Annotated in this window: 16 protein-coding genes and 1 riboswitch; of the genes, 8 read left to right on the forward strand and 8 right to left on the reverse strand. The window is 67.3% G+C overall.

Features of this window, described 5'->3' with window-relative positions; all coding sequences use genetic code 11:
- Positions 1 to 4 precede the first annotated feature (4 nt).
- From DFO63_RS17200 to DFO63_RS17210, 3 genes are all read right to left on the reverse strand, one after another.
- Positions 5 to 2,161: a TonB-dependent hemoglobin/transferrin/lactoferrin family receptor gene (locus tag DFO63_RS17200; protein ID WP_049444398.1), complete on the reverse strand. Its 2,157-nt coding sequence runs from the start codon at positions 2,159 to 2,161 to the stop codon at positions 5 to 7.
- Between the two features lie 189 nt (positions 2,162 to 2,350).
- Positions 2,351 to 2,545, reverse strand: a complete 195-nt coding sequence (locus tag DFO63_RS17205) for a hemin uptake protein HemP (protein WP_005412278.1) — start codon at positions 2,543 to 2,545, stop codon at positions 2,351 to 2,353.
- A gap of 185 nt (positions 2,546 to 2,730) precedes the next feature.
- Positions 2,731 to 3,702, reverse strand: a complete 972-nt coding sequence (locus tag DFO63_RS17210; protein ID WP_049444479.1) for an aldo/keto reductase — start codon at positions 3,700 to 3,702, stop codon at positions 2,731 to 2,733.
- A 193-nt stretch (positions 3,703 to 3,895) separates the two neighbouring features.
- Here DFO63_RS17210 and DFO63_RS17215 point away from each other — a divergent pair, with 193 nt between their 5' ends.
- The 5 genes from DFO63_RS17215 (at position 3,896) to DFO63_RS17235 (ending at position 8,854) form a co-directional block, all read left to right on the forward strand.
- The gene (locus DFO63_RS17215) at positions 3,896 to 5,194 is read left to right on the forward strand and encodes a nucleoside transporter C-terminal domain-containing protein (protein ID WP_119007422.1); all 1,299 of its coding nucleotides are present in this window, start codon (positions 3,896 to 3,898) and stop codon (positions 5,192 to 5,194) included.
- A 25-nt stretch (positions 5,195 to 5,219) separates the two neighbouring features.
- Positions 5,220 to 6,185 carry a ribokinase gene (locus DFO63_RS17220; protein WP_119007423.1) on the forward strand — a complete coding sequence of 322 codons (966 nt, stop codon included), beginning with the start codon at positions 5,220 to 5,222 and terminating at the stop codon, positions 6,183 to 6,185.
- Between the two features lie 149 nt (positions 6,186 to 6,334).
- On the forward strand, positions 6,335 to 6,766 hold the full coding sequence (locus DFO63_RS17225) for a hypothetical protein (protein WP_049444394.1): 432 nt from the start codon (positions 6,335 to 6,337) through the stop codon (positions 6,764 to 6,766).
- Between the two features lie 147 nt (positions 6,767 to 6,913).
- A complete protein-coding gene (dusB, locus tag DFO63_RS17230) occupies positions 6,914 to 7,909 on the forward strand; it encodes a tRNA dihydrouridine synthase DusB (RefSeq protein ID WP_101766374.1) in 996 nt (331 codons plus the stop codon).
- A 117-nt stretch (positions 7,910 to 8,026) separates the two neighbouring features.
- Entirely contained in the window at positions 8,027 to 8,854 is an 828-nt protein-coding gene (locus DFO63_RS17235) for a class I SAM-dependent methyltransferase (RefSeq protein WP_005408109.1), read from the forward strand.
- A gap of 567 nt (positions 8,855 to 9,421) precedes the next feature.
- Here DFO63_RS17235 and DFO63_RS17240 read toward each other — a convergent pair.
- The 3 genes from DFO63_RS17240 to DFO63_RS17250 all read right to left on the reverse strand — a co-directional run bounded on the left by DFO63_RS17240 (position 9,422) and on the right by DFO63_RS17250 (position 13,149).
- Positions 9,422 to 10,480, reverse strand: a complete 1,059-nt coding sequence (locus tag DFO63_RS17240) for a metal-dependent hydrolase (RefSeq protein WP_049444392.1) — start codon at positions 10,478 to 10,480, stop codon at positions 9,422 to 9,424.
- 156 nt (positions 10,481 to 10,636) lie between these two features.
- Positions 10,637 to 11,437: a UDP-2,3-diacylglucosamine diphosphatase gene (locus tag DFO63_RS17245; RefSeq protein WP_014036008.1), complete on the reverse strand. Its 801-nt coding sequence runs from the start codon at positions 11,435 to 11,437 to the stop codon at positions 10,637 to 10,639.
- Positions 11,434 to 13,149 carry a lysophospholipid acyltransferase family protein gene (locus DFO63_RS17250; RefSeq protein WP_049444388.1) on the reverse strand — a complete coding sequence of 572 codons (1,716 nt, stop codon included), beginning with the start codon at positions 13,147 to 13,149 and terminating at the stop codon, positions 11,434 to 11,436. Before DFO63_RS17250 ends, DFO63_RS17245 begins: the two co-directional genes overlap by 4 nt.
- Positions 13,150 to 13,486: 337 nt before the next feature.
- Between DFO63_RS17250 and metK the strand changes: the two genes are divergently transcribed.
- Together metK and DFO63_RS17260 are read left to right on the forward strand one after the other, a co-directional pair.
- A complete protein-coding gene (gene metK / locus DFO63_RS17255) occupies positions 13,487 to 14,698 on the forward strand; it encodes a methionine adenosyltransferase (protein ID WP_049444386.1) in 1,212 nt (403 codons plus the stop codon).
- A 139-nt stretch (positions 14,699 to 14,837) separates the two neighbouring features.
- A complete protein-coding gene (locus DFO63_RS17260) occupies positions 14,838 to 15,344 on the forward strand; it encodes an acyl-CoA thioesterase (protein WP_014036006.1) in 507 nt (168 codons plus the stop codon).
- Between the two features lie 67 nt (positions 15,345 to 15,411).
- Here the strand turns inward: DFO63_RS17260 and ppc are convergent, their stop codons facing one another.
- Together ppc and DFO63_RS17270 are read right to left on the reverse strand one after the other, a co-directional pair.
- On the reverse strand, positions 15,412 to 18,123 hold the full coding sequence (gene ppc, locus DFO63_RS17265; RefSeq protein WP_049444384.1) for a phosphoenolpyruvate carboxylase: 2,712 nt from the start codon (positions 18,121 to 18,123) through the stop codon (positions 15,412 to 15,414).
- 172 nt (positions 18,124 to 18,295) lie between these two features.
- Positions 18,296 to 20,812 (reverse strand): prolyl oligopeptidase family serine peptidase, encoded by a 2,517-nt coding sequence (locus DFO63_RS17270; RefSeq protein WP_101764939.1) that lies wholly within the window; start codon positions 20,810 to 20,812, stop codon positions 18,296 to 18,298.
- A gap of 120 nt (positions 20,813 to 20,932) precedes the next feature.
- A riboswitch (S-adenosyl-L-homocysteine riboswitch) is annotated at positions 20,933 to 21,016 on the forward strand.
- A 36-nt stretch (positions 21,017 to 21,052) separates the two neighbouring features.
- Between DFO63_RS17270 and ahcY the strand changes: the two genes are divergently transcribed.
- Positions 21,053 to 22,498, forward strand: a complete 1,446-nt coding sequence (ahcY, locus tag DFO63_RS17275) for an adenosylhomocysteinase (protein WP_004154241.1) — start codon at positions 21,053 to 21,055, stop codon at positions 22,496 to 22,498.
- The last annotated feature ends 232 nt before the right edge of the window (positions 22,499 to 22,730 follow it).

Raw genomic sequence — 22,730 nt, forward strand, 5'->3', positions numbered from 1 at the left:
GAGGTCACCAGGAAACGGCAAGGCTTGCGGAGAGGGTGCGGCCCGGGCTGGTATAGCGGTCCAGCACGCGGCTGGTCGGCGACAGCGTCGAACCCACGTTGGACCAGTCGATGTAGCGCTTGTCGCCCAGGTTGAACACGCCGACGTTGAAGGTCGCGCCCGGGGCGAAGTTCCAGTGCGCCATCAGGTCGGCCACGCCGTAGCCGGCCGGACGGTACACCGTGGCCGCGGTGACGCGGTCCTTGCGCTTGACGAAGGTACCGGCCAGTTCGACGCCCCAGGTATCGGTGTCGTACATCAGGCCGACGGTGCCACGCAGCGGGTCGACCGAATCCAGCGGCGTGTCTTCGGTCTTGTTGTCGCCGCGCGACCACGCCACCGAACTGCGCAGCGCCCAACCCTGCAGCGCCGGGCTGATCTGGCCGAAGTCGACGCCGGCCTTCATCTCGGCACCGTAGATGCGCGCATCGGCGATGTTGCGCGACTGGAACACCATCAGGCCCTGTGCGTTGGTACCGACCAGCGACTGCGACTCGATGAAGTCCTTGTACTCGTTGTAGTAGCCGCTGAGGCTGACGTAGGCCGCCGGCGACAGGAAGCGCAGGCCCAGTTCCATGCCGTCACTGGTTTCCGGCTTCAGGTCCGGATTGGGAATGGCGGTGTAACCGAAGGCGAAGTTGGTGAAGCCCAGGTTGACGTCGTTGTACGGCGGCGAGCGGAAGCCATGCGAGTAGCCCGCGAACAGCGACCATTCGTCGGTGAATCGATAGACCATGCCCAGCTTCGGCGACACGCTGGTCTTGGTCAGCTTGGCCACCGCAACACCGGGATTGTCTTCGGCAAAGATGCTGTCCACCTCCGGCTTCAGTTCGTAGCGGTCCACGCGCACGCCCGGCACCAGCGACAGCTTGCCGTTGGCCATGCGCATTTCATCCTGTGCGTACAGGCCCAGCTCGGTGGTCTTGCTGATCGGGAAATCGCGGACCGGGAAGGCGTCGGGCAGGATGGTGGTGCTGGTCTGGCCATTGGCCAGCACCTGGTAGCCGTCGCGCTTCTGGCGGATCTCGGTGCGCGCGCCCTCGAAGCCGTAGGTCAGCGCGTGTTCGACGCTGCCGGTACTGAACGCTTTGTTGAACTGCGCCTGCAGGCCGTACACGCGCTGGTCGAAGTTGAACTCGCGGTGGCGGCGACTGCGGTTGGCGCGGTCCTCATCGGTGATCTGGGTGGTTTCACTGTGCTGGGTATACAGCTGCCAATGCAGGCTGTCGGCGAAGCCCTTGTCCAGCGCATCCATTTCATGGGCGAACGACACGCGGGTGCGGTTCTGCGTGTCGCGCGCCTTCATGCCGGTGGTGGTGGTGCGGTCGATCGAGGACAGCACGTTGGTATCGGTGTTGTCTTCGTTGCCTTCCACGGTCAGCCGGAAGCGCTGGTCCTCGCTGGGTGCATAGACCAGCTTGGCCAGGCCACTGCGGCCATCGCGGTCCTGCGGGTTGGGCGCGGTGCGGGTGTTGTCGAGGCTGCGCACGTCGCCCTTGTTGTCGGTTTCCTGGCCCTGGCGATGGTTGATGTTGACCATGCCACTCCAGTGTTCGCCGCCGAACGCGCTGGTCACGCCACCGAGCAGGCCCTTCCACTCACCGTCGTAGCCGAACTTCAGGCCGACGTAGCTGTCCTTGCCATCCTTCAGGTAATCGGCCGGATCCTTGGTGACGAAGGCGACCACACCACCGAGCGCATCGGACCCGTACAGCGAGCTGGCCGGGCCGCGCACGATCTCCACGCGCTTGAGCGTGTCCAGATCGGTGAAGTTGCGGTTGGCGTTGGAGAACGAGCCGATGTTGAAGCTGGTCGGCATGGCGATGCCATCGGTCTGCACACGCACGCGGTTGCCGTCCAGGCCACGGATGCGGATGCTGCCGAGGCCGAAGCGCGCGGCGCTGCGGCTGACCGACAGGCCCGGCTCGTAGCGCAGCAGATCCTTGATGTCCTGCACCAGGTGCCGGTCCATCTGCTCGCGGTCGATGACGTCCACGGTGGCCGCCACATCGCTCACCGCCCGCTCGGTACGGGTGGCAGTGACCTGCACGCGGTCGAATTCGCGCGCGTCGGGTGCGGCGGTGGCCGCGGCAGCAGCGTGGGCGGACAGCGGCAGGGCCATCCAGACGGCAAGGCAAAGGGCGGTTTGGCGGGTCATCGGGTTCGTTCGGTCAGGCAGGGGAACCCCCGGTTACCGGCACACCCGGAGGGTGTACGCGGTAGACCGAGGGGGAGAGAGCGGGAGCGGACGGGTCGCCCACCCTGTCGGCGCAGCCGGCAGGAGGGAGGGGGGCGGGCGACCAGGCCGCGATTACTTGGTCAGGATCAGCTTGTCGTTGCTGGTGTGCCGCAGGCGGTAGAAGCGGTCGCCGTGCTGGATCAGGATTTCACGACGGCCCTTGAGCAGGGCTTCGCTGTCGATGACCTCTTCCGGCGGAACGACACGGACCGGACGATCGCGGAGGGTCAGCGTTTCGGGGCGCAGCAGTACAGGTTGAGCATTCATGAGCATCTGGACTCGTGCGAGGGACGAGTTAAATGATAATGATTCTCAGTTGACAATCAACAACCATTCTCAATTTCATTGATGAGATTAATGATCGAATCCGCGAATTCGATAGATATCATCAATCAAATGGTGGGCACGGTGCCTTTGTAGCGCCGAGCACGGCTCGACGCTACAAAGGGTTGTCAGGCGAAGACGGCTTCGACCTGCGCCCAGCCGGCGGCGTCGACCTGCTCCAGCACGTCCAGCGCCTGCAGGTTCTGCAGCAACTGGCTGACCCGACTGGCGCCCAGGATCACGCTGGAGACGTTCGGGTTGCGCAGGCACCAGGCGATGGCCAGCGTGGCCGGGGGGTACCCCAGTGCGCGCGCCAGTTCGCTGAAACGGCGCACTCGGGCCAGGCGGGCCTCGGTGTCGTCACCCAGCACCAGCGCCTGCAGCCATTCCATGCCCTCGCGGCCCAGCCGCGCGTCGGCCGGAATGCCCTGGTCGTACTTGCCGCTCAGCAGGCCCGAGGCCAGCGGCGAGAAGATGGTGGTGCCCAGGCCGGCACCGGCATACAGCGGCGCGTACTCGACCTCGACCCGTTCGCGGTGCAGCAGGTTGTACTGCGGCTGTTCCATCGACGGGCCCTGCAGGTTGCGCGCCTCGGCGATGTCCAGCGCCTGCTGGATCTGCACCGCCGACCACTCCGAGGTCCCCCAGTAGAGGATCTTGCCCTGCCGCACCAGGGTATCCATGGCATGCACGGTCTCGGCGATCGGCGCGTCCGGATCCGGGCGATGGCAGTAATAAAGGTCCAGGTAATCCACCCGCAGGCGCTTGAGCGCAGCGTGGCAGGCGTCGGTCACATGCTTGCGCGACAGGCCGCGCTGGGTCGGCCGCGGGTCCTTGGCGCTGCCGAAGAACACCTTGCTGGAGACGCAGATGCCATCGCGCGGCAGGCGCAGGTCGGCGATCACATCGCCCATCACCTGTTCGGCGCGGCCGTTGGCATAGCCCTCGGCGTTGTCGAAGAAGTTGACGCCATGGTCCCAGGCGGCAGCCACCAGGTTGCGGGCCTCGTCGCGCGGGATCTGGTCACCGAAGGTCACCCAGGCGCCGAAGGACAGGGCGGAAATCGGCAGGCCGGTGGAGCCCAGGCGACGGTATTGCATGCAAATCTCCTGCTGCGGGCCCGCATCCGGGCCGGGATCGAGCCCCATTCTACCTGCCGCCGCCGGCCGCAAGCCCTTGCCGTTGCTGGCCTGATCGGTACCGATGGGTGCGCGCACGCTGCTTTTTCTTGCCCCGGCCCCTGCCCTGCACTAGGCTTCCCGTTTTTCGCGACGCCCCAGGGGAGTCACTCACATGGTCGAAGGTTTGGGCAGGATCGGCTTCGGCCTGTTCGGGTTGGCGGTGCTGATCGGCATCACCTGGTTGTTTTCCAACAACAAGCGCGCGGTTGACTGGAAGCTGGTTGCCACCGGTATCACCCTGCAGATCGCGTTCGCGGCGCTGGTGATCCTGGTGCCGGGCGGCCGCGACGTGTTCGATGCGCTGGGCAAGGGCTTCGTCAAGGTTCTCAGCTTCGTCAACGAAGGTTCGGGCTTCATCTTCGGCTCGTTGATGGACACCAAGAACTACGGCTTCATCTTCGCCTTCCAGGTGCTGCCGACCATCATCTTCTTCTCGGCGCTGATGGGGGTGATGTACCACCTCAACGTCATGCAGGCGATCGTGCGCGTGATGGCATGGTCGATCACCAAGGTGATGCGCGTGTCCGGCGCGGAAACCACCAGCGTCTGCGCCAGCGTCTTCATCGGCCAGACCGAGGCGCCGCTGACCGTGCGCCCGTACATCGCCAAGATGACCCAGTCCGAGCTGCTGACCATGATGATCGGCGGCATGGCCCACATCGCCGGTGGCGTGCTGGCGGCCTACGTGGGCATGCTCGGCGGTGGCGACCCGGCGCAGCAGGCCTTCTACGCCAAGCACCTGCTGGCGGCGAGCATCATGGCCGCACCGGCCACCCTGGTCGTGGCCAAGCTGCTGATCCCGGAAACCGGCACCCCGCTGACCCGCGGCACCGTGAAGATGGAAGTGGAGAAGACCTCCAGCAACATCATCGACGCGGCCGCCGCCGGTGCCGGTGACGGCCTGAAGCTGGCGCTGAACATCGGCGCGATGCTGCTGGCCTTCATCGCCCTGATCGCGCTGCTGAATGCACCGCTGACCTGGATCGGCGATGTGACCGGCCTGGCCGCCGCCATCGGCAAGCCGACCAACCTGTCGACCATCTTCGGTTACGTGCTGGCCCCGATTGCCTGGGTGATCGGCACCCCGTGGGCTGATGCCACCACCGTCGGCTCGCTGATCGGCCAGAAGGTCGTGATCAACGAGTTCGTGGCCTACACCGAGCTGTCGCAGATCGTGAACGGCCAGGTGGTCGGCGTGAGCCTGTCCGAAGAGGGTCGCCTGATCGCCACCTACGCGCTGTGCGGCTTTGCCAACTTCAGCTCGATCGCGATCCAGATCGGCGGCATCGGCGGCCTGGCTCCGGAACGTCGCCACGATCTGGCCAAGTTCGGCCTGCGCGCGGTGCTGGGCGGTACCATTGCCACCTTCATGACGGCGACCATCGCCGGCGTGCTGACGCACTTCAGTTGAACCCTTGGTTGAGAAAAGATTCCCTATGAGCAGCAGTGTCGTTGTCGTCGGTTCCTTCAATGTCGATCACGTGTGGCGGTGCGAGTCGCTGCCGGCACCGGGTGCGACCATTGCCGGCCGCTACAGCACCGGCCCCGGTGGCAAGGGCTTCAACCAGGCCGTGGCCGTCTGCCGCGCCGGCGCCGACACCCACTTCGTGTGCGCGTTGGGCGATGACGCCGGTGGCGCCACCGCGCGCGAACTGGCCGCACAGGATGGCTTCGCGCTGATCGCCGAGGCCAGCAGCGAGCCGACCGGCACCGCAGGCATCTACGTCGATGCCCGTGGCCGCAACACCATCGTGATCGGCCCGGGCGCCAATGCCGCGCTGAGCACCGACTTCCTGCAACAGCAGCAGGCCCTGCTGACGGCCGCCAAGGTGGTGCTGGTGCAGCTGGAATCGCCGGTACCGACCATCGAAGCGGCGCTGGCCACGGCCCGCGAAGCCGGTGTCACCACGGTGCTCAACACCGCACCGGCTGACGCACCCTCGACCATCGGCCTGCTCAAGCTGGCCGATGTGATCACCCCGAACGAGACCGAGTTCGCCGCCCTGCTCGGCCGCCATGTCGGCGAGCGCGTGGAAGCCAACGACGTCGCCGCGCTGGATGGCGCCAGCCTGCACGCGCTGTGCCGCAAGCTGGTCGGCAACGGTACCGTGGTGGTGACCCTGGGTTCGGTGGGCGTGTTCGTGTCGCATGCCGACGAGAACCTGCGCGGCGATACCCAGCCGTACTACCGCGTGGGTGCCGAACAGGTGCAGGCGATCGACACCACCGGTGCCGGTGATGCCTTCAACGGTGCGCTGGCCGCATCGCTGGCACAGGTGGCCGACGCCCCGTTCGCCCGCCACGTGCGCTTCGCCAACCAGTTCGCCGGCCGTTCGACCGAGAAGGAAGGCGCCGCTGCGGCAATGCCGCGCTTCACCCCGGCCGATTCCGAAGCAAAGTAGATTCACGCCATGCGTGGATGAGAGGGCCCGGATGTGCAGGCACCCGGGCCTTTCTTTTGGCCAGTTCCCAGCGGCTGCGACTGCCGGTCGCATTGCCCATACCCTGCCCCTCGCCCACCATCCGCGCAGCTTCCTTGCACGGGCAGGACATGGACGGATTCCCCTGGTTGCTGGTCGCGGCCGCCGGCAGTGCCATCGCGGCCCTGCTGCATATCGGCTGCATCGCTTTTGGTGCCCCCTGGTACGGGTACTTCGGTGCCGGCCCGCGCATGGTCCAGCTGGCACAGGCCGGGCATTGGTGGCCGCCGCTGATGACCGCCGGCATCACGGCCGTGCTGGTGGCCTGGACCCTGTATGCACTGGCCGCCGCGGGTTGGCATTCACCGCTGCCGGCCAGCCGCCTGGTCCTGCCCGCCATCGCTGCCTTGCTGCTGCTGCGCGCGGCAATGGGCTTCGGCCTGGCGCTGTTCCGCCCCGGCTACAACGGCGTACGCTTCTGGGCGGCCAGTTCGCTGGTCTGCCTGGGCCTGGGGCTGGCCTTCGCCGTGGGGACCCGCCAGGCCTGGCAGAGCCTGGGGTAGCCGCCCACCATCGCCCGCCCCTGGGGGCGGCGGAAGCAACCGTCAAGCATCTGCTGATGCCGGTACGGCATGAGGTCGGTGCCGATCGGCCTGAACCGGACCGTGCCCGACACGGCCGTACCGCCGCCCGCGCCCTACAATGGGCGCATGCAGATCGGCCCGTACACCATTGCCCCCAACGTCGTGCTGGCGCCCATGGCCGGCGTCACCGACAAGCCCTTCCGCCTGCTGTGCAAACGGCTGGGTGCGGGACTGGCCGCCTCGGAAATGACCATCAGCGACCCGCGCTTCTGGAACACGCGCAAGTCGATCCATCGCATGGACCATGAGGGCGAACCGGCACCGATCAGCGTGCAGATCGCCGGCACCGAGCCGCAGCAGCTGGCGGAGGCCGCGCGCTACAACGTGGACCACGGCGCGCAGATCATCGACATCAACATGGGCTGCCCGGCCAAGAAGGTGTGCAACGCCTGGGCCGGCTCGGCACTGATGCGCGACGAACAGCTGGTGGCGCGCATCCTCGAAGCCGTGGTCAACGCGGTGGACGTGCCGGTCACGCTGAAGATCCGCACCGGTTGGGATTGCGACCACCGCAATGGCCCGGTGATCGCCCGCATCGCCGAGGCCAGCGGCATCGCTGCGCTGGCCGTGCATGGGCGCACCCGCGACCAGCATTACACCGGCCAAGCCGAGTACGGCACCATCGGCGAGATCAAGGCGGCGCTGCGCATCCCGGTGATCGCCAACGGTGACATCGACTCGCCGCAGAAGGCCGCGTACGTCCTGAAGGAAACCGGCGTGGATGCAGTGATGATCGGTCGCTCCGCGCAGGGCCGGCCGTGGATCTTCCGCGAGGTGGCGCACTACCTGGCCACCGGCGAGGAACTGCCGCCGCCGTCGCTGGCGGAAGTGCGCGACATCCTGCTTGGCCACCTGCATGCGCTGCATGCGTTCTATGGCGAGCCGCAGGGGGTGCGCATCGCGCGCAAGCACCTGGGCTGGTACGCCAAGGACCGGCCGGAGAACGCGGCCTTCCGCGCAGTGGTCAATCGCGCCGAAGACCCGCAGAGCCAGATCGCACTGACCACCGAGTACTTCGACCGCCTGATCGCCGGGGAACCGGCGTTGCCCTCTGCTGCCTGAGCGTACTGCCACGCCATCGAGTCGAGCCTGCTCGATTCCTCAAACCGTAGCGTCGAGCTTGCTCGACTGATTTCCCGGAGCCGTCGAGCACGCTCGACGCTACAAGAGCCCGCCCCCATGACCCCGCCGATCTCCTCCCCAACCTACCTGCACGGATTCTCCGGCACCGAACAGCAGCGCCTGATGACCCAGGCCCGGCTACTGGAATCGAGCATCTTCGGCCAGATCGACTACAGCGGCGCGCGGCGCCTGCTGGAAGTCGGCAGCGGCGTCGGCGCGCAGACCGAGATCCTGCTGCGCCGCTTCCCGGAGCTGCACGTCACCGGCGTGGACCTGAGCGAAACGCAGCTGGCCACCGCGCGCGAGAACCTGGCACGCACGCCGTGGTGCAGCGACCGCTACACCCTGCAGCAGGCCGACGCCGGTGAGCTGCCGTTCGAAGCGCGCAGCTTCGACGCGGCGTTCCTGTGCTGGGTGCTGGAGCACGTCCCCTCCCCTGCCCGGGTGCTGAGCGAAGTGCGCCGCGTGCTGGCACCGGGTTCGCCGGTCTACATCACCGAGGTGATGAATGCCTCGTTCCTGCTCGACCCGTATTCGCCGCATATCTGGCGCTACTGGATGGCCTTCAACGATTTCCAGTACGACCACGGGGGCGACCCGTTCGTCGGCGCAAAGCTGGGCAACCTGCTGCTGGCCGGCGGCTTCCGCGACGTGCATACCGAGATCAAGACCATCCACCTGGACAACCGCGAACCAGCCCGTCGCAAGACGATGATCGCGTTCTGGGAGCAGCTGCTGCTGTCAGCCGCCGACCAGCTGCTGCAGGCCGGCTCGGTGGACGAGGAAACCGTGGAAGGCATGCGCCGCGAGTTCCGCCTGGTGCAGAACGACCCGAACGCGGTGTTCTTCTATTCGTTCGTGCAGGGCCGCGCCACGGTGTATTGAGCCGTACGGTGTTGATTCGGTAGAGCCACGCCATTCGTGGCTGCTTTCGCCAATGTCCCCGCCATCCCTGCATGGCGTGGATCTACGGGTGCGACACTGCGCTGCCGATGGAGGCAGTAGAGCCACGCCATGCGTGGCTGCCTTCGCCGATGCCCACGCCATCCACGCATGGCGTGGATCTACGGGTGCGACACTGCGCTGCCGATGGAGGCAGTAGCGCCACGCCATGCGTGGCTGCCTTCGCCGATGCCTACGCCATCCCTGCATGGCGTGGATCTACGGGTGCGACACTGCGCTGCCGATGGAGGCAGTAGAGCCACGCCATGCGTGGCTGCCTTCGCCGATGCCCACGCCATCCACGCATGGCGTGGATCTACGGGTGCGACACTGCGCTGCCGATGGAGGCAGTAGCGCCACGCCATGCGTGGCTGCCTTCGCCGATGCCTACGCCATCCACGCATGGCGTGGATCTACGGGTGCGACACTGCACTGCCGATGGAGGCAGTAGCGCCACGCCATGCGTGGCTGCCTTCGCCGATGCCTACGCCATCCACGCATGGCGTGGATCTACGGGTGCGCGGCACCCGTCGCGGAGGCTGCCGGCTCCTGCCAGATCCGCTGCCACATCGCGGCCAACCGGCGACCGGCGTCAGCGCGGGCGGCAGGACTGCTGTAATCCACCCGCACCTGCTCGGGCGTGATCGCCCGCCACTGCCCATCAGCCTGTTCGGCCACGACGAAATTGAAGGTGTAGTCCGGTTCCAGGCCCATGCGCAGGTCACTCAGCACCAACCGGCCGTCAACCACCTGCGCACGCATGAAGCCGCGGTTGAACCACTGCAGCTGCTGCACCGCCGGGATGGCCGTCGCTTCGCGCAAGGCCTGCACGTTGGACGCATGGCCTTCGAACCGCATCGGCCCGTGGTCGGCCACCAGCGAGCGGTCGCCCACCACGTAGCCGCTGGGCGTCATCGCCACCACCCGCCACAGCAGGGTGTTGAACGGCATCGGCACCGAGAAGCGCGGCGCATCACCCAGGCCCATCGCGGCCAGGCCCTGCTGCGCGGCACGGTCGACCTGCGCCTTGGCGATCAGCCCCCAACCCAGATAGCCACTGCTGAGCAGCAGGGCCATGCCCAGCACCTTACCCGCCCAGGGCCGGGCGCGACCGAACCAGGCCAGCACGCAGCCCAGCAGCAGCCACACGGTGTAGCCCGGATCGATGATGAAGACACTGGAGCCCATGGTCGGGTGTGGGCGCAGCGGCCACCACAACTGCGTGCCATACACAGTGAACGCATCCAGCACGGGATGGGTGACCAGTGCCAACTGGATCGCCCAGAACCAGCGCACCGGTGACTGCGCGACGCGGCCATTGCCGAAGCGCTTGAACAACCACCAGATCAGTGCAGCCACCCAGGGCAGCACCAGCAACGAGTGACTGAAACTGCGGTGCTCGATCATGTTCGCCACCGGGTCGGCGGCGGTGAAGCCGAGCCACAGGGCGTCGAGGTCCGGCAGGGTGCCAAGCGCGGCACCGGCCAGCAGGGCCGCACGGCGATGGCCGGGCGGGGCGATGGCAGCGGCGACGGCGCCACCGAGCACGATCTGGGTCAGGGAATCCATTGGCCGATGCTAGCGGCTTGCGGGCACGCCGTCTCGATGGCACACCTGCTGAAGAGCGCCGCTCGCGTTTTTTGTAGCGTCGAGCCATGCTCGACTGCGGTACGGGGGGCAGTCTGAGAAGAGCAGTCGAGCATGGCTCGACGCTACAAGAGTAGGTCAGGCCGCTTGCTTGATCCGCGCGCCCGGTAGTTCCACCAGGGTCTGGCCGTTGTGATCAAGCAGGCGCAGCGCACCATCATGGTCTTCGGCCAGTGCGGTCAGGCTCTCCACCCAGTCGCCATCGTTGGCGTAGACCAGACCATCGCGTTCGACCAGCGCCGCGCGGTGGATGTGGCCGCAGACGATGCCGTCCAGGCCGCGCCGACGCACGTCATCCAGCCCGGCCTGCACGAAACGCTCGATGTAGCGTTCGGCGGCGCCGCTGCGCTTCTTCAGGAACTCCGACAGCGACCAGTAGCGCATGCCCAGCCGGCGCCGCACGGCGTTCAGCGCCTGGTTGCCGGTCAGGATGCGGTAGTACAGCCAGTCGCCGAACTTTTCCTGCAGGCCGCCGAAGTGGGTCACGCCGTCGTAGTCGTCGCCGTGCGCGACCAGCAGCCGACGGCCATCGGCGGTCACGTGGATGGCGCGGCGGCGCACCTGCATGGCAGGCAGCATCAGCCCACATACATGGCGCAACGATGCGTCGTGGTTGCCGGGAATGTAGATGATCTCGGTCCCTGCACGGCGCAGCGCGTGCAGGGCCTGGATGACTTCGCTGTGCGACTGCCGCCAGTTGGCGCGGCGATGCGCCATCCACCACAGGTCGATGATGTCGCCGACCAGGTACAACCGTTCGCAGCGCAGCTGCGAGAGGAACCGCGCCAGCTCGGTGGCATGGCAATGACGTGAGCCCAGGTGCACGTCGGAGACGAACACTGCGCGCCGGTGTGGCGACAGGTTCGCCAGCGTGCTCATGCCGGCGTCCCCGCGTCGCGCAGGTAGCGTTTGCGCTTGTTTGGCCGTATCGCGCACAGGTCCACTTCGATCAGGCCGTCGATCGAATCACTGAAGTCAGGGTCGACGCCGAAGGCGAGGAAACGCGCGCCGCCGGGTTCGCACAGATCGGTGTACTGGCGGTACAGCGTCGGCACGCCGGTACCCAGTGCAGCCAGGTTGGCCTTGAGCACATCGAACGCGGCACCTGCATCCAGCTCGCCGAAACTTGGCGGTGCGGCGAAATACTGGAAGGGGCGGTTCGATTCGGCCAGTCCCGCGGTACCGCTGAAGTAGCGCTGGTAGTACGCCACCAGCTGCTCGCGTGCATCACGCGGCAGCGCCGCGCTGATCGACACTGCGCCGAACAGGTAGCGGATGCCCGGCCGGCACTGCAGGTAGGCACCAATGCCCTGCCACAGGTAGTCCAGGCTGCGGCTGCCCCAGTAGTCGGGTACCACGAAGCTGCGACCCAGTTCCAGGCCTTCGGCAATGTGGGTGATGGCATCGTCGGAATAGCGGAACAGCGACGCGCTGTAGAGCCCGGACAGGCCGTGCCGGGCCAGGGCCTGCGCACCGCGCATGATGCGGTAGGCACCGGCGATGCGCTGCGCGGCGGCGTCCCAGATCACGATGTGCTCGTACTGCGGATCGTAATCGTCCAGGTCACGGCTGCGCCCGGTGCCCTCGCCCACCTGCCGGAAGGTCAGCTCGCGCAGGCGGCCCAGTTCCAGCAGCAGCGGTGAATCGGCGGTACAGGTCGCCAGCAGGATCTGCTTGCCGTCGGCGGTCTGGCCCAGCTGGGTGGCGGCAGCGATGCCGGCGGCGACCTGCGAAGGTGGCACCGGGGACGCCAGCGGCTCGGGGCCCGCAACAGCAGCGGCATCGCCCGCCGCCCCATTACGGCCCAGCGCATAGAGCGCGCGGCGTACCGCCAGCAGTTGGGCGCCCGGATCACCGCCCTTGCCCAGCTGCATCGGCTCGCCGATGCTCAGCCGCAGCGGACGGCCACGACGGGTGAACATCTCGCGCGCCAGCAGCGCGGTGCCCGCCGGCTTGAACAGGGTCGAGGCGCCGTAGAACAGTGCCGAGTTGCGCGCCTCCACCCGCACCGGCAGCACCGGTGCACCGGCCGCGCGGGCAAAGCGGACGAAACCGCGCTGCCAGCGGCCGTCGCGGATGCCGCGCAGCGACAGCCGCGAGACCTCGCCGGCCGGGAACACGATCACGCACTGCTCGGCGGCCAACGCCTCCTCGACGGCATGCAGGCTGCCGCGCTGGGCCTTGCCACCGAGGATGCGCACCGGCAGCAGCAGGTCCTGCAGTGGCGCGATCGCCCCCAGCAGGTCGTTGGCCACGATGCGTACGTCGCGGCGGATGCGGCCGACCGCGTCCAGCAAGGCCAGCGCGTCCAGGGCACCGGAGGGGTGGTTGGCGACGATCAGCAGGCGGCCGGTGGCCGGGATCTTCGCCAGCGCGGCCGGGTCCACCTGGTACTGGCCGTCGATGAACTCCAGGCCGGCGGCGACGAAACCGAAGCCACGCAGGCCTGAGCTGCGCTGCAGGAAGGCTTCGATCTGGTCCAGCCGCGACCAGCGACCGACGCTGCGCAGCAGCGGCCGCGCCAGTTGGCCACGACGGCCATGGAACCAATCGGGGAAGCGTTGCTGGAGACGCTGTTCAAGTTCCTGCATGGCAGATCCACTCATGCCCGGCGGCCGGATTGGCCGACAGCCTGCGCCCGGCAGGCGGCAGCCAGATGGCGGTTTTGGGGCAGAACGATGACGGCCGAACAGCCGCTGCCGGGCTGCTACCGGCCCGCGCAGTCGGGGCCGGTAGCAGCCCGGTGCGTTGTCACGCTGGTGGAACACTGGGCCTCGAGGCTGGGCCCCAATCCCGGCCGGACGGCCCCTGCCGGGCCTACGCGGGCTTAACCACCGGCAACCGGTACAGGTTCACAATGCACAGGCGGCGCACCCCGTGTATCATTCGCGCCCATCTTTCCATCCGAATCAAGGGATATTACGCCTGATGTCCAGCTATCTCTTCACCTCCGAGTCGGTCTCCGAAGGCCATCCGGACAAGGTTGCCGACCAGATCTCCGATGCGGTGCTGGACGCGATCCTGACCCAGGACCAGCGCGCCCGCGTGGCCTGCGAGACCATGGTCAAGACCGGTGTTGCCATTGTGGCCGGTGAAATCACCACCAGCGCCTGGATCGACCTGGAAGCGCTGACCCGCAAGGTCATCACGGACATCGGCTACGACAGCTCCGACGTCGGCTTCGACGGCGCCACCTGCGGCGTGCTGAACCTGATCGGCAAGCAGTCGCCGCACATCGCCCAGGGCGTGGATCGCAAGAAGCCGGAAGAAATGGGCGCTGGCGACCAGGGCCTGATGTTCGGCTATGCCACCAACGAGACCGACAGCTACATGCCGGCCGCGATCCACCTGTCGCACCGCCTGGTCGAGCAGCAGGCCAAGATCCGCAAGAAGAAGAACTCGCCGCTGCCGTGGCTGCGTCCGGACGCCAAGAGCCAGGTCACCCTGCGCTATGAAAACGGCGTGGTCTCGGCCATCGACGCCGTGGTCCTGTCGACCCAGCACGCCCCGGGCATCAAGCAGAAGGACCTCATCGAGGCCGTCCGCGAAGAGATCATCAAGCCGGTGCTGCCGGCCAAGTGGCTGCACAAGGGCACCAAGTTCCACATCAACCCGACCGGCAAGTTCGAGATCGGCGGCCCGGTGGGCGACTGCGGCCTGACCGGCCGCAAGATCATCGTCGACACCTACGGCGGCTGGGCCCGTCACGGTGGTGGCGCGTTCTCCGGCAAGGACCCGTCCAAGGTCGACCGTTCGGCTGCCTACGCGGCCCGCTACGTCGCCAAGAACGTGGTTGCCGCTGGCCTGGCCGACCGATGCGAAGTGCAGGTCTCCTACGCCATCGGCGTGGCTGAGCCGACCTCGATCTCGGTCACCACCTTCGGCACCGGCAAGATCAGCGACGACAAGATCGAGAAGCTGATCCGCAAGCACTTCGACCTGCGCCCGTACGGCATCATCAAGATGCTGGACCTGGTGCACCCGATGTACCAGCAGACCGCGGCCTATGGCCACTTCGGCCGCAAGCCGAAGGAGTTCAGCTACCTCAACGGCGAAGGCGAGACCGTCAACGCCACGGCCTTCTCCTGGGAGAAGACCGACCGCGCCGCCGCCCTGCGCGCCGATGCGAAGCTGAAGTAAGAAACACGAAGGGCCGCGCAAGCGGCCCTTCTCTTTTCTGGTAGAGCCGACCGCTGGCCGGCTTTTTCATGGTCTCCGGAGACAATCGCGTGGTTGCCGGCCAGCGGCCGGCACTACCGGTTGCCGATACAATCGCCGCATGTCGACCGAACTGAAAACCCACCAGCTGTCCATGACCGTGCTGATGTCGCCGGAGATGGCCAATTTCTCCGGCAAGGTCCACGGCGGCGCCATCCTGCGCCTGCTCGACCAGGTCGCCTACGCCTGCGCCAGCCGTTACGCCGGCAGCTACGTGGTCACCCTGTCGGTGGACCAGGTGATGTTCCGCCAGCCGATCGCAGTGGGCGAGCTGGTTACCTTCCTCGCCTCGGTGAACCATACCGGCACCTCGTCGATGGAGATCGGCATCAAGGTGGTGGCCGAGGACATCCTCAAGCGCAGCGTGCGCCACGCCAACAGCTGCTTCTTCACCATGGTGGCCGTGGATGAGGAAGGCCGGCCGACACCGGTGCCGCCCCTGCAGCCGGTCACGTCGGACGAGAAGCGCCGCCAGGCAGCCGCACTGATCCGCCGCCAGCTGCGCCAGGAAATGGAGCAGCGCCATCTGGAACTGCTGGCGTCGAACCCGCCGTCGCCGGAAGAATGAGGGCGTGCGGGGCAAGCCCCGCACCCACCGAGGCAGATAGCGCCGGGCCATGCCCGGCGGATGCGGATCAACCCGTGTTCTGCACGCCCTGCGAAACACCGTTCACGCAGGCCACCAGCGCGCGCAGCAACTCGTCATCCTCGCGCCCGCTGGCCCGCCATCGCTGCAACAGGTCCACCTGCAGCACGCTGATCGGATCGACGTAGGGATTGCGCAGGCGGATCGACAGCGCCAGCCGCGCATCGTGGTCGAGCAGCGTCTTTTGGTCCATCAGCGCCAGCAGCCAGTGCCGGGTCAGTTCCAGTTCGCGTTGCACCTGCGGGAAGAAACGCTCGTGCAGGTCGCCCGACAACAGCGAGAACTGCTTGGCAATGGTGATATCGCCCTTGGACAACACCATCGCGATGTCGTCCAGGAACGTACGGAAAAACGGCCAGTCTCGCGCCATGTCGCGCAGGGTCTGTTCGTGGCCGGCATCAACCGCAGCTTGCAGGCCACTGCCCACGCCATACCAGCCGGGAATCACGGCGCGTGCCTGGCTCCAGGCGAACACCCACGGAATCGCACGCAGGTTGCCCAGTGCAGCGTCCTGGCCGAGCCGGCGCGATGGCCGCGAGCCCAGCGTCATCCGCTCGATCACGTCGATCGGCGTGGCGGTGCGGAAGTAGTCCATGAAGCCGGCCTGGCCAACGAACGCGCGATACACCTCGCTGCTGGCAGACGCCACCGCGTCCATCACCGGGCGCCACTCATCTTCGCGGGGTTCGGCGGCGCGCGGCCGCAGGCTGGCGCGCAGCACCGCACCGGTGGCCTGTTCCAGCGAGCGCAGCGCCAGCGCACGAATGCCGTACTTGCGATGGATCACCTCGCCCTGCTCGGTCACCCGCAGGCGGCCATCGATGCTGCCGCGCGGCGAGGCATCCACCGCGTGCGTGGTCTTGCCGCCACCGCGGCTGATCGAACCACCACGGCCATGGAAGAAGGTCAGGCGGATGCCGGCCTCGGCCGCCACCTCCAGCAGTTCCACCTGCGCTCGCTGCAGGCCCCACCGCGAAGCGGCGATGCCGCCGTCCTTGCTGCTGTCCGAATAGCCCAGCATCACCATCTGCACGTCATCACGTGCGTGCAGGTGTGCGCGGTACACCGGGTCGGCCAGCAGGTCGCGCAGGGTCGCGGTGCCGCGCTTGAGGTCGTCCACGGTTTCGAACAATGGCGCAATATCCAGCGGCACCGAACCGCCCTCTTCCACCAGGCCGCCACGGCGTGCCAGTGCCAGTACCGCCAGCACATCGCTGCGGTCATGCGCCATCGAAATGATGTAGCTGCCCAGCGCATCGCCACCATGGCGCGCACGGGCATCGGCCAGTGCGGCGAACACGGCATCCAGTCGCCGGTTGCCTTCGTCGTCGCCCTTCGGCAACGGCGCGTCACCACTGGCATGCGGCGCCAGCAGCCGCGCGCGACCCAATGCATCCAGACCGTCCCACGCTGCGTCGCCGCCCAGCACGGTGGCCAGCGCGCGCGCGTGCACGCTCGATTCCTGGCGCACGTCCAACCGCGCCAGGTGGTAGCCGAACGTCTTGACCCGCCATAGCAGGCGCTGCACGGCGAAGCCACCGGCATGTTCGCCGCGGTTCGCGCGCAGGCTGTCGAGGATCAGCTGCAGGTCGTCGATCAGTTCGTCAGGACCGGCGTAGGCGCCTTCGCCGTCATCCAACGTGGCCTGCAGGCGTGCGCGCATGCGGTCGTTGAGCAGGCGGTACGGCATGTCGGCGTGGCGCGGACGCGACTGCACCTGCGGCAGCAGCTGCTGGTAGTGCGCCACGCGCGCCTGCAGCGCCTCGCTCACGCCCACCCGCTCGGTGGACTGGCTGAGCAGGCTGGCCAGCTGCAGCAGTTCCTTCTGGTAGCGCCCGAGTACCGCCTGCCGCTGCGCATCCAGCGTATTGCGGATGGTGTGGGCATCCACGTTCGGATTGCCGTCCATGTCACCGCCCACCCAGGTGCCGAATCGCAGCAGGCGTGGCAGCGGCAGTTCCTCGCCGTAGGTATCGCGCAGCGCCTGCTGCAGCGATTCGTACAGCACCGGGATCACCCGGTACAGCACCTGCACCAGATAGAAACCGACGTGCTCGCGCTCGTCATCCACGGTGGGCCGCACCGGCGAGGAATCGGTGGTCTGCCACGAAGCGGTCAGCGCCATGCGGAAGCGCGCGGCATCGGCGGCCGCTTCCCCCGGCGTGCGCCGGCCGTCGAGGTTGTCGACCAGGCTGGCCACCATCAGCTGCTCTTTCTCCAGCAGCGCGCGGCGCACGGCCTCGGTCGGGTGCGCGGTGAACACCGGCTCGATGTCGATGCGGGGCAGCCACTGCGCCAGCTCGTCCAAGCCCACGCCCTGCGCCTTCAGGTGCTGCAGCGCATCCTGCAGGCCGTCGGGCTGCGCCCCGGCGGTACCGGCACGCTGGTAGTCACGGCGACGGCGGATGCGATGCACGCGCTCGGCGATGTTGACCACCTGGAAGTAGGTGCTGAAGGCCCGCACCATGGTCTCGGCCTGCTGCGGCGTGCGCCCGGCCAGGCCTTCGGCCAGCTCCGACAGTGGCGCCTGGTTCTCGCGCCGGGCGATGGCGCGGGTGCGCACGTCTTCGACATCGTCGAGGAAGGCTGCCGATACCTGCTCGACCAGCAGGTCACCGACCAGTGCGCCGAGCCGGCGCACGTCATCGCGAAGCGGAAGATCGGGGGAAGCAAACTCGATGCTGCTGCGGTACTCGTTCATCGGCGACGCACAGGCCTCGGTCAACGGATCCAGACCCCAAGCCTAAACCAGAACGGGCGTCGTGCTGCGATGCAAAAATGGTTTCATCTGGTAGTGCCGGCCGCTGGCCGGCAACCTCAGGTTGTGTGGCTCCATGAGGTTGCCGGCCAGCGGCCGGCACTACCGGGTCCGGTCAGCGCTTCTTCTTCGCCTTGCCCTGCCCAGCCGGGCCGATGGTCTGCTCCAGCCAGCGCTCGCTTTCGGCCAGCATGGTCATGATCGATTCGCGTGCGCGGTAGGCATGCGACTCATTCGGCAGCATCACCAGACGCGCGGTGCCGCCCAGGCCCTTCACCGCCGCGAACATGCGCTCGCTCTGGATCGGGAACGTGCCGGAGTTGTTGTCGTCCACGCCGTGGATGAACAGGATCGGATCCTTGATCCTGTCGGCGTAGTTGAACGGCGCCATCTTCTGGTAGACGTCCTGCGCCTGCCAGTAGTTGCGCTCCTCGGCCTGGAAGCCGAACGGGGTGAGCGTGCGGTTGTAGGCGCCGCTGCGCGCGATGCCCGCCTTGAACAGGCGCGTATGCGCCAGCAGGTTGGCGGTCATGAACGCACCGTAGGAATGGCCACCAATGGCGATGTGATCGCGGTCGGTCACGCCACGGCGCACCACTTCATCCACGGCGGCCTGCGCGTTGGCCACCAGCTGTTCGATGTAGGTGTCGTTCGGCTCCTTGTCACCCTCGCCGATGATCGGCATCGACGGGCTGGCCAGCACCACATACCCCTTGGCCAGGAACGCCTGCGGGCCCCAGTAGCTGACCGCATTGAAGCGGTACGGCGAATCGGTCACCTGGCTGGCCGCGGCCGCGCTCTTGAACTCACCCGGGTAGGCCCACATCAGCAGGGGGCGCGGGCCGTCGCGCTTCGGGTCGTAGCCCGGCGGCAGCAGCAGGGTTGCGGTCAGGTCGACGCCGTCCTTGCGCTTGTAGCGGATCTGTTCCTTCTGCACGCCCTTCAGCTGCGGCAGCGGATGCGCGAAGTGGGTCAGCGCACGCGGCGCAGCACCGGCATCGGCCAGCGACTGCACGTAGAAGTTGGCCGGCTCGTCCGGGCTCTCGCGGCTCAGCAGCAGCGAACTGCCCTGGTTGTCCAGCAATGCCGCCGGCAGCGAATAGCTCGGCGCCTGCGAGTGGAACAGGCGCGTTGCCTTGCCCGTGGCGATGTCGAAGCGGTCCACGAACGGACGGTCGCCTTCCGGCGAAGCACCGGCACCGGCCAGGTACAGGCTGCTGCCATCGGGGCTGGTCTGCAGCAGCGAACGGCCCCGCTCGTCACTGGCCAGCAGCGGCCGGCCCGGATCGGCATAGCGGTCCTGCGCATCGCGGTCCCACAGCAGGCGCGGTTCGGCGCTGGCATTGTCCGGGGCGATCAGCCAGGTCTTGGTCTTGCGGGTCTTCCACCACGATTCGGTCAGCAGGGCCAGGTCACCGCGGCCCCAGCTGATGCCGGCCAGGCGGCTGCCAAGCTGGGCCAGCGTCACCGGCGGCGTGTCGAACGGCGCGGCCTGCATCAGCACCGCATCGCGCACCTTGGCGTCCTTGTTCGGGTCGCCACCATCCTGCGCTTCGGCCCAGACCAGGGTCGCTTCGGCATCACCACGCCAGCCGATGTCACGCACGCCGGTCACTTCGGCATCGTTGCCGGTCGGCAGGCCTTCCACCAGCGGTCGCACCGCCACGGTGTGCACCAGCTTGCCGCTGGCACGGTCGATCACTTCGATGCGGCGCGGGAAGCTGCTCACCGGCACCACGTAGGAATACGGACGCTGCACCGGTTGGCGCAGCACGAAGCGGCCATCCGGCGACACCGAGAAGCCCATGAAGATGCCGGCCGCGCCGATCGCCCGGGTGGTGCCATCCAGGCTGACTTCCACCGGCTGGGTGGTGGCGTAGTAGTCGAACTGGCGCGCGTCGGCTTCGTTCTTCAGCAGGTCCTGGTAGGTACGGATCGACACCACGCCATCGCCCTGGCGGGTCTGCTGTACGGCGGGGCCGGTCGGGATGCCGTCGGCGGCCGGGGCCGCACCGAGGTTGGCCGGGCGGGTGAACACCACCAGCCCGCGGCTGTCCGGCAGCCACTGGTAGCCGCTGCCGATCACCGTGTTCAGGCCGGCAACGAGGCGGCGGGCACTGCCGCCGGCCACGTCCACCAGCCACAGTTCGTTGGCGCCGCTGGCGGCGTCGACCTGGTTGAAGGCCAGCCACTTCTGGTCCGGCGACCACATCACACTGGCGATCGACAGCTTGGCCGGCAGGCCGCCGATCGGCCGTTCCTTGCCATCAGCCACGTTCATCAGCCACAGCTTCTCGCCGAAGCTGAAGCGGCTGTCGGAGAACGTGCGCGGGTTGATGCGCAGGCCGGCCAGCTTCAGTTCCGGCTGCGCCACCACCTGGATCGACGGCAGCGACGGCATCTGCATCAACGCGGCCACGTCGCGGCGTGGCGACAGGTACAGCGACGGCGCGCGCGGTGCATCGACCACCGCCTGCAGCGCCGCCGACGGCAGTTCGTAGCCGTTGACGCCCTGGGCTTGCGTCGCCGCAGGCTGCGGGGCCACCGCCCAGGCCAGCGGGGCCACGGCCAGCAGTCCCATCGACAGGACCAGGCCGGTCCAGCGCCGCGTACGGCGCGCGTGCATGCTCATCGTTCCACCTGTGTGATGCGTGAAAACACCGACCTTAACAGGCCGTGCACGCCCGCCCATCTGCCGATGGTTGGGTCATCCGGATGTCATGCCGGGGCCGCGATATAATGGGGGTTCTCCCCTGCCGAGGGGCGCTGCGACCGGATCCGATGAGGCCCGGCCAGGCTCGGTGAGGTGGCTTTGTAACAACGGCGCCCGGCTAGATGCGAGCACCCGCTCGCCCACAACCGGAGCACACGAATGAATGCTGTTGCCAAGACCTTCTCCACCGAAGGTGATTACAAGATCCGCGATATCACGCTGGCCGACTGGGGCCGCAAGGAACTGGACATCGCCGAGCACGAAATGCCGGGCCTGATGTCGATCCGCCGCAAGTACCAGGCCGAGCTGCCGCTGAAGGGCGTGCGCGTGACCGGCTCGCTGCACATGACCATCCAGACCGCGGTGCTGATCGAGACCCTGAAGGACATCGGCGCTGACGTGCGCTGGGCCTCGTGCAACATCTTCTCGACCCAGGACCACGCGGCTGCCGCCATCGCCGCCACCGGCACCCCGGTGTTCGCCTGGAAGGGCGAAACCCTGGAAGAGTACTGGGACTGCACCCTGGACGCGCTGACCTTCACCCTGGCCGACGGCACCCTGACCGGCCCGGAGCTGGTGGTCGACGACGGCGGTGACGTGACCCTGCTGATCCACAAGGGCTACGAGCTGGAAAACGGCAGCGACTGGGTCAACACCGCCTCGTCCTCGCACGAAGAACAGGTCATCAAGAACCTGCTCAAGCGCGTCGCCAAGGAGCGCCCGGGTTACTGGGGCCGCGTGGTCAAGGACTGGAAGGGCGTCTCGGAAGAGACCACCACCGGCGTGCACCGCCTGTACCAGCTGGCCCAGGCCGGCACCCTGCTGATCCCGGCGATCAACGTCAACGACTCGGTCACCAAGAGCAAGTTCGACAACCTGTACGGCTGCCGCGAGTCGCTGGCCGACGGCCTGAAGCGCGCGATGGACGTGATGCTGGCCGGCAAGGTGGCCGTGGTCTGCGGCTACGGCGACGTCGGCAAGGGCTGCGCCGCTTCGCTGCGTGCCTACGGCGCGCGCGTCATCGTCACCGAGATCGACCCGATCTGCGCCCTGCAGGCGGCGATGGAAGGCTATGAAGTCAACACCATCGAATCGACCCTGGGCCGTGCCGACCTGTACGTCACCACCACCGGCAACAAGGACATCATCCGCATCGAGCACCTGAGCGCGATGAAGGACCAGGCCATCGTCTGCAACATCGGCCACTTCGACAACGAGATCCAGGTCGACGCGCTGGTGTCGTTCGCCGGCATCAAGCACGTCAACATCAAGCCGCAGGTGGACAAGTACATCTTCCCGAACGGCAACGCGATCTTCCTGCTGGCCGAAGGCCGCCTGGTGAACCTGGGCTGCGCCACCGGCCACCCGAGCTTCGTGATGTCCAACAGCTTCGCCAACCAGACCCTGGCACAGATCGACCTGTGGGCGAACAAGGACAGCTACGAGAAGAAGGTCTACCTGCTGCCGAAGAAGCTGGACGAAGAAGTGGCCCGCCTGCACCTGGAAAAGATCGGCGTGAAGCTGACCACCCTGAGCCAGGAACAGGCCGACTACATCGGCGTGCCGGTGGAAGGCCCGTTCAAGCCGGACCACTACCGCTACTGATCGTGCCGGGGTCGGATCCCTTTCCGCAGGAAAGGGCTCTGACCCCAGCAATTGAAGCAGAAAGAACGGGCGCCTTCGGGCGCCCGTTCTGCGTTCGCGTGTGGCCGTACACCACGTATCCACGCATGGCGTGGATCTACTGATCGTCCGGCCCCAGTAGATCCACGCCATGCGTGGATATCCCCGGCCAACCCCCGGTAGATCCACGCCATGCGTGGATGCTCCACCCGCA

This window comes from Stenotrophomonas sp. AG209, assembly GCF_003550055.1.
Taxonomy (GTDB): Bacteria; Pseudomonadota; Gammaproteobacteria; order Xanthomonadales; family Xanthomonadaceae; genus Stenotrophomonas.

Bases quoted from the DNA above. Each gene is read 5' to 3' on its own strand.
- DFO63_RS17200 (WP_049444398.1), bottom strand. From the start codon at position 2,161: ATGGCCCTGCCGCTGTCCGCCCACGCTGCTGCCGCGGCCACCGCCGCA.
- DFO63_RS17205 (WP_005412278.1), bottom strand. From the start codon at position 2,545: ATGAATGCTCAACCTGTACTGCTGCGCCCCGAAACGCTGACCCTCCGC.
- DFO63_RS17210 (WP_049444479.1), bottom strand. From the start codon at position 3,702: ATGCAATACCGTCGCCTGGGCTCCACCGGCCTGCCGATTTCCGCCCTG.
- DFO63_RS17215 (WP_119007422.1), top strand. From the start codon at position 3,896: ATGGTCGAAGGTTTGGGCAGGATCGGCTTCGGCCTGTTCGGGTTGGCG.
- DFO63_RS17220 (WP_119007423.1), top strand. From the start codon at position 5,220: ATGAGCAGCAGTGTCGTTGTCGTCGGTTCCTTCAATGTCGATCACGTG.
- DFO63_RS17225 (WP_049444394.1), top strand. From the start codon at position 6,335: ATGGACGGATTCCCCTGGTTGCTGGTCGCGGCCGCCGGCAGTGCCATC.
- dusB (WP_101766374.1), top strand. From the start codon at position 6,914: ATGCAGATCGGCCCGTACACCATTGCCCCCAACGTCGTGCTGGCGCCC.
- DFO63_RS17235 (WP_005408109.1), top strand. From the start codon at position 8,027: ATGACCCCGCCGATCTCCTCCCCAACCTACCTGCACGGATTCTCCGGC.
- DFO63_RS17240 (WP_049444392.1), bottom strand. From the start codon at position 10,480: ATGGATTCCCTGACCCAGATCGTGCTCGGTGGCGCCGTCGCCGCTGCC.
- DFO63_RS17245 (WP_014036008.1), bottom strand. From the start codon at position 11,437: ATGAGCACGCTGGCGAACCTGTCGCCACACCGGCGCGCAGTGTTCGTC.
- DFO63_RS17250 (WP_049444388.1), bottom strand. From the start codon at position 13,149: ATGCAGGAACTTGAACAGCGTCTCCAGCAACGCTTCCCCGATTGGTTC.
- metK (WP_049444386.1), top strand. From the start codon at position 13,487: ATGTCCAGCTATCTCTTCACCTCCGAGTCGGTCTCCGAAGGCCATCCG.
- DFO63_RS17260 (WP_014036006.1), top strand. From the start codon at position 14,838: ATGTCGACCGAACTGAAAACCCACCAGCTGTCCATGACCGTGCTGATG.
- ppc (WP_049444384.1), bottom strand. From the start codon at position 18,123: ATGAACGAGTACCGCAGCAGCATCGAGTTTGCTTCCCCCGATCTTCCG.
- DFO63_RS17270 (WP_101764939.1), bottom strand. From the start codon at position 20,812: ATGAGCATGCACGCGCGCCGTACGCGGCGCTGGACCGGCCTGGTCCTG.
- ahcY (WP_004154241.1), top strand. From the start codon at position 21,053: ATGAATGCTGTTGCCAAGACCTTCTCCACCGAAGGTGATTACAAGATC.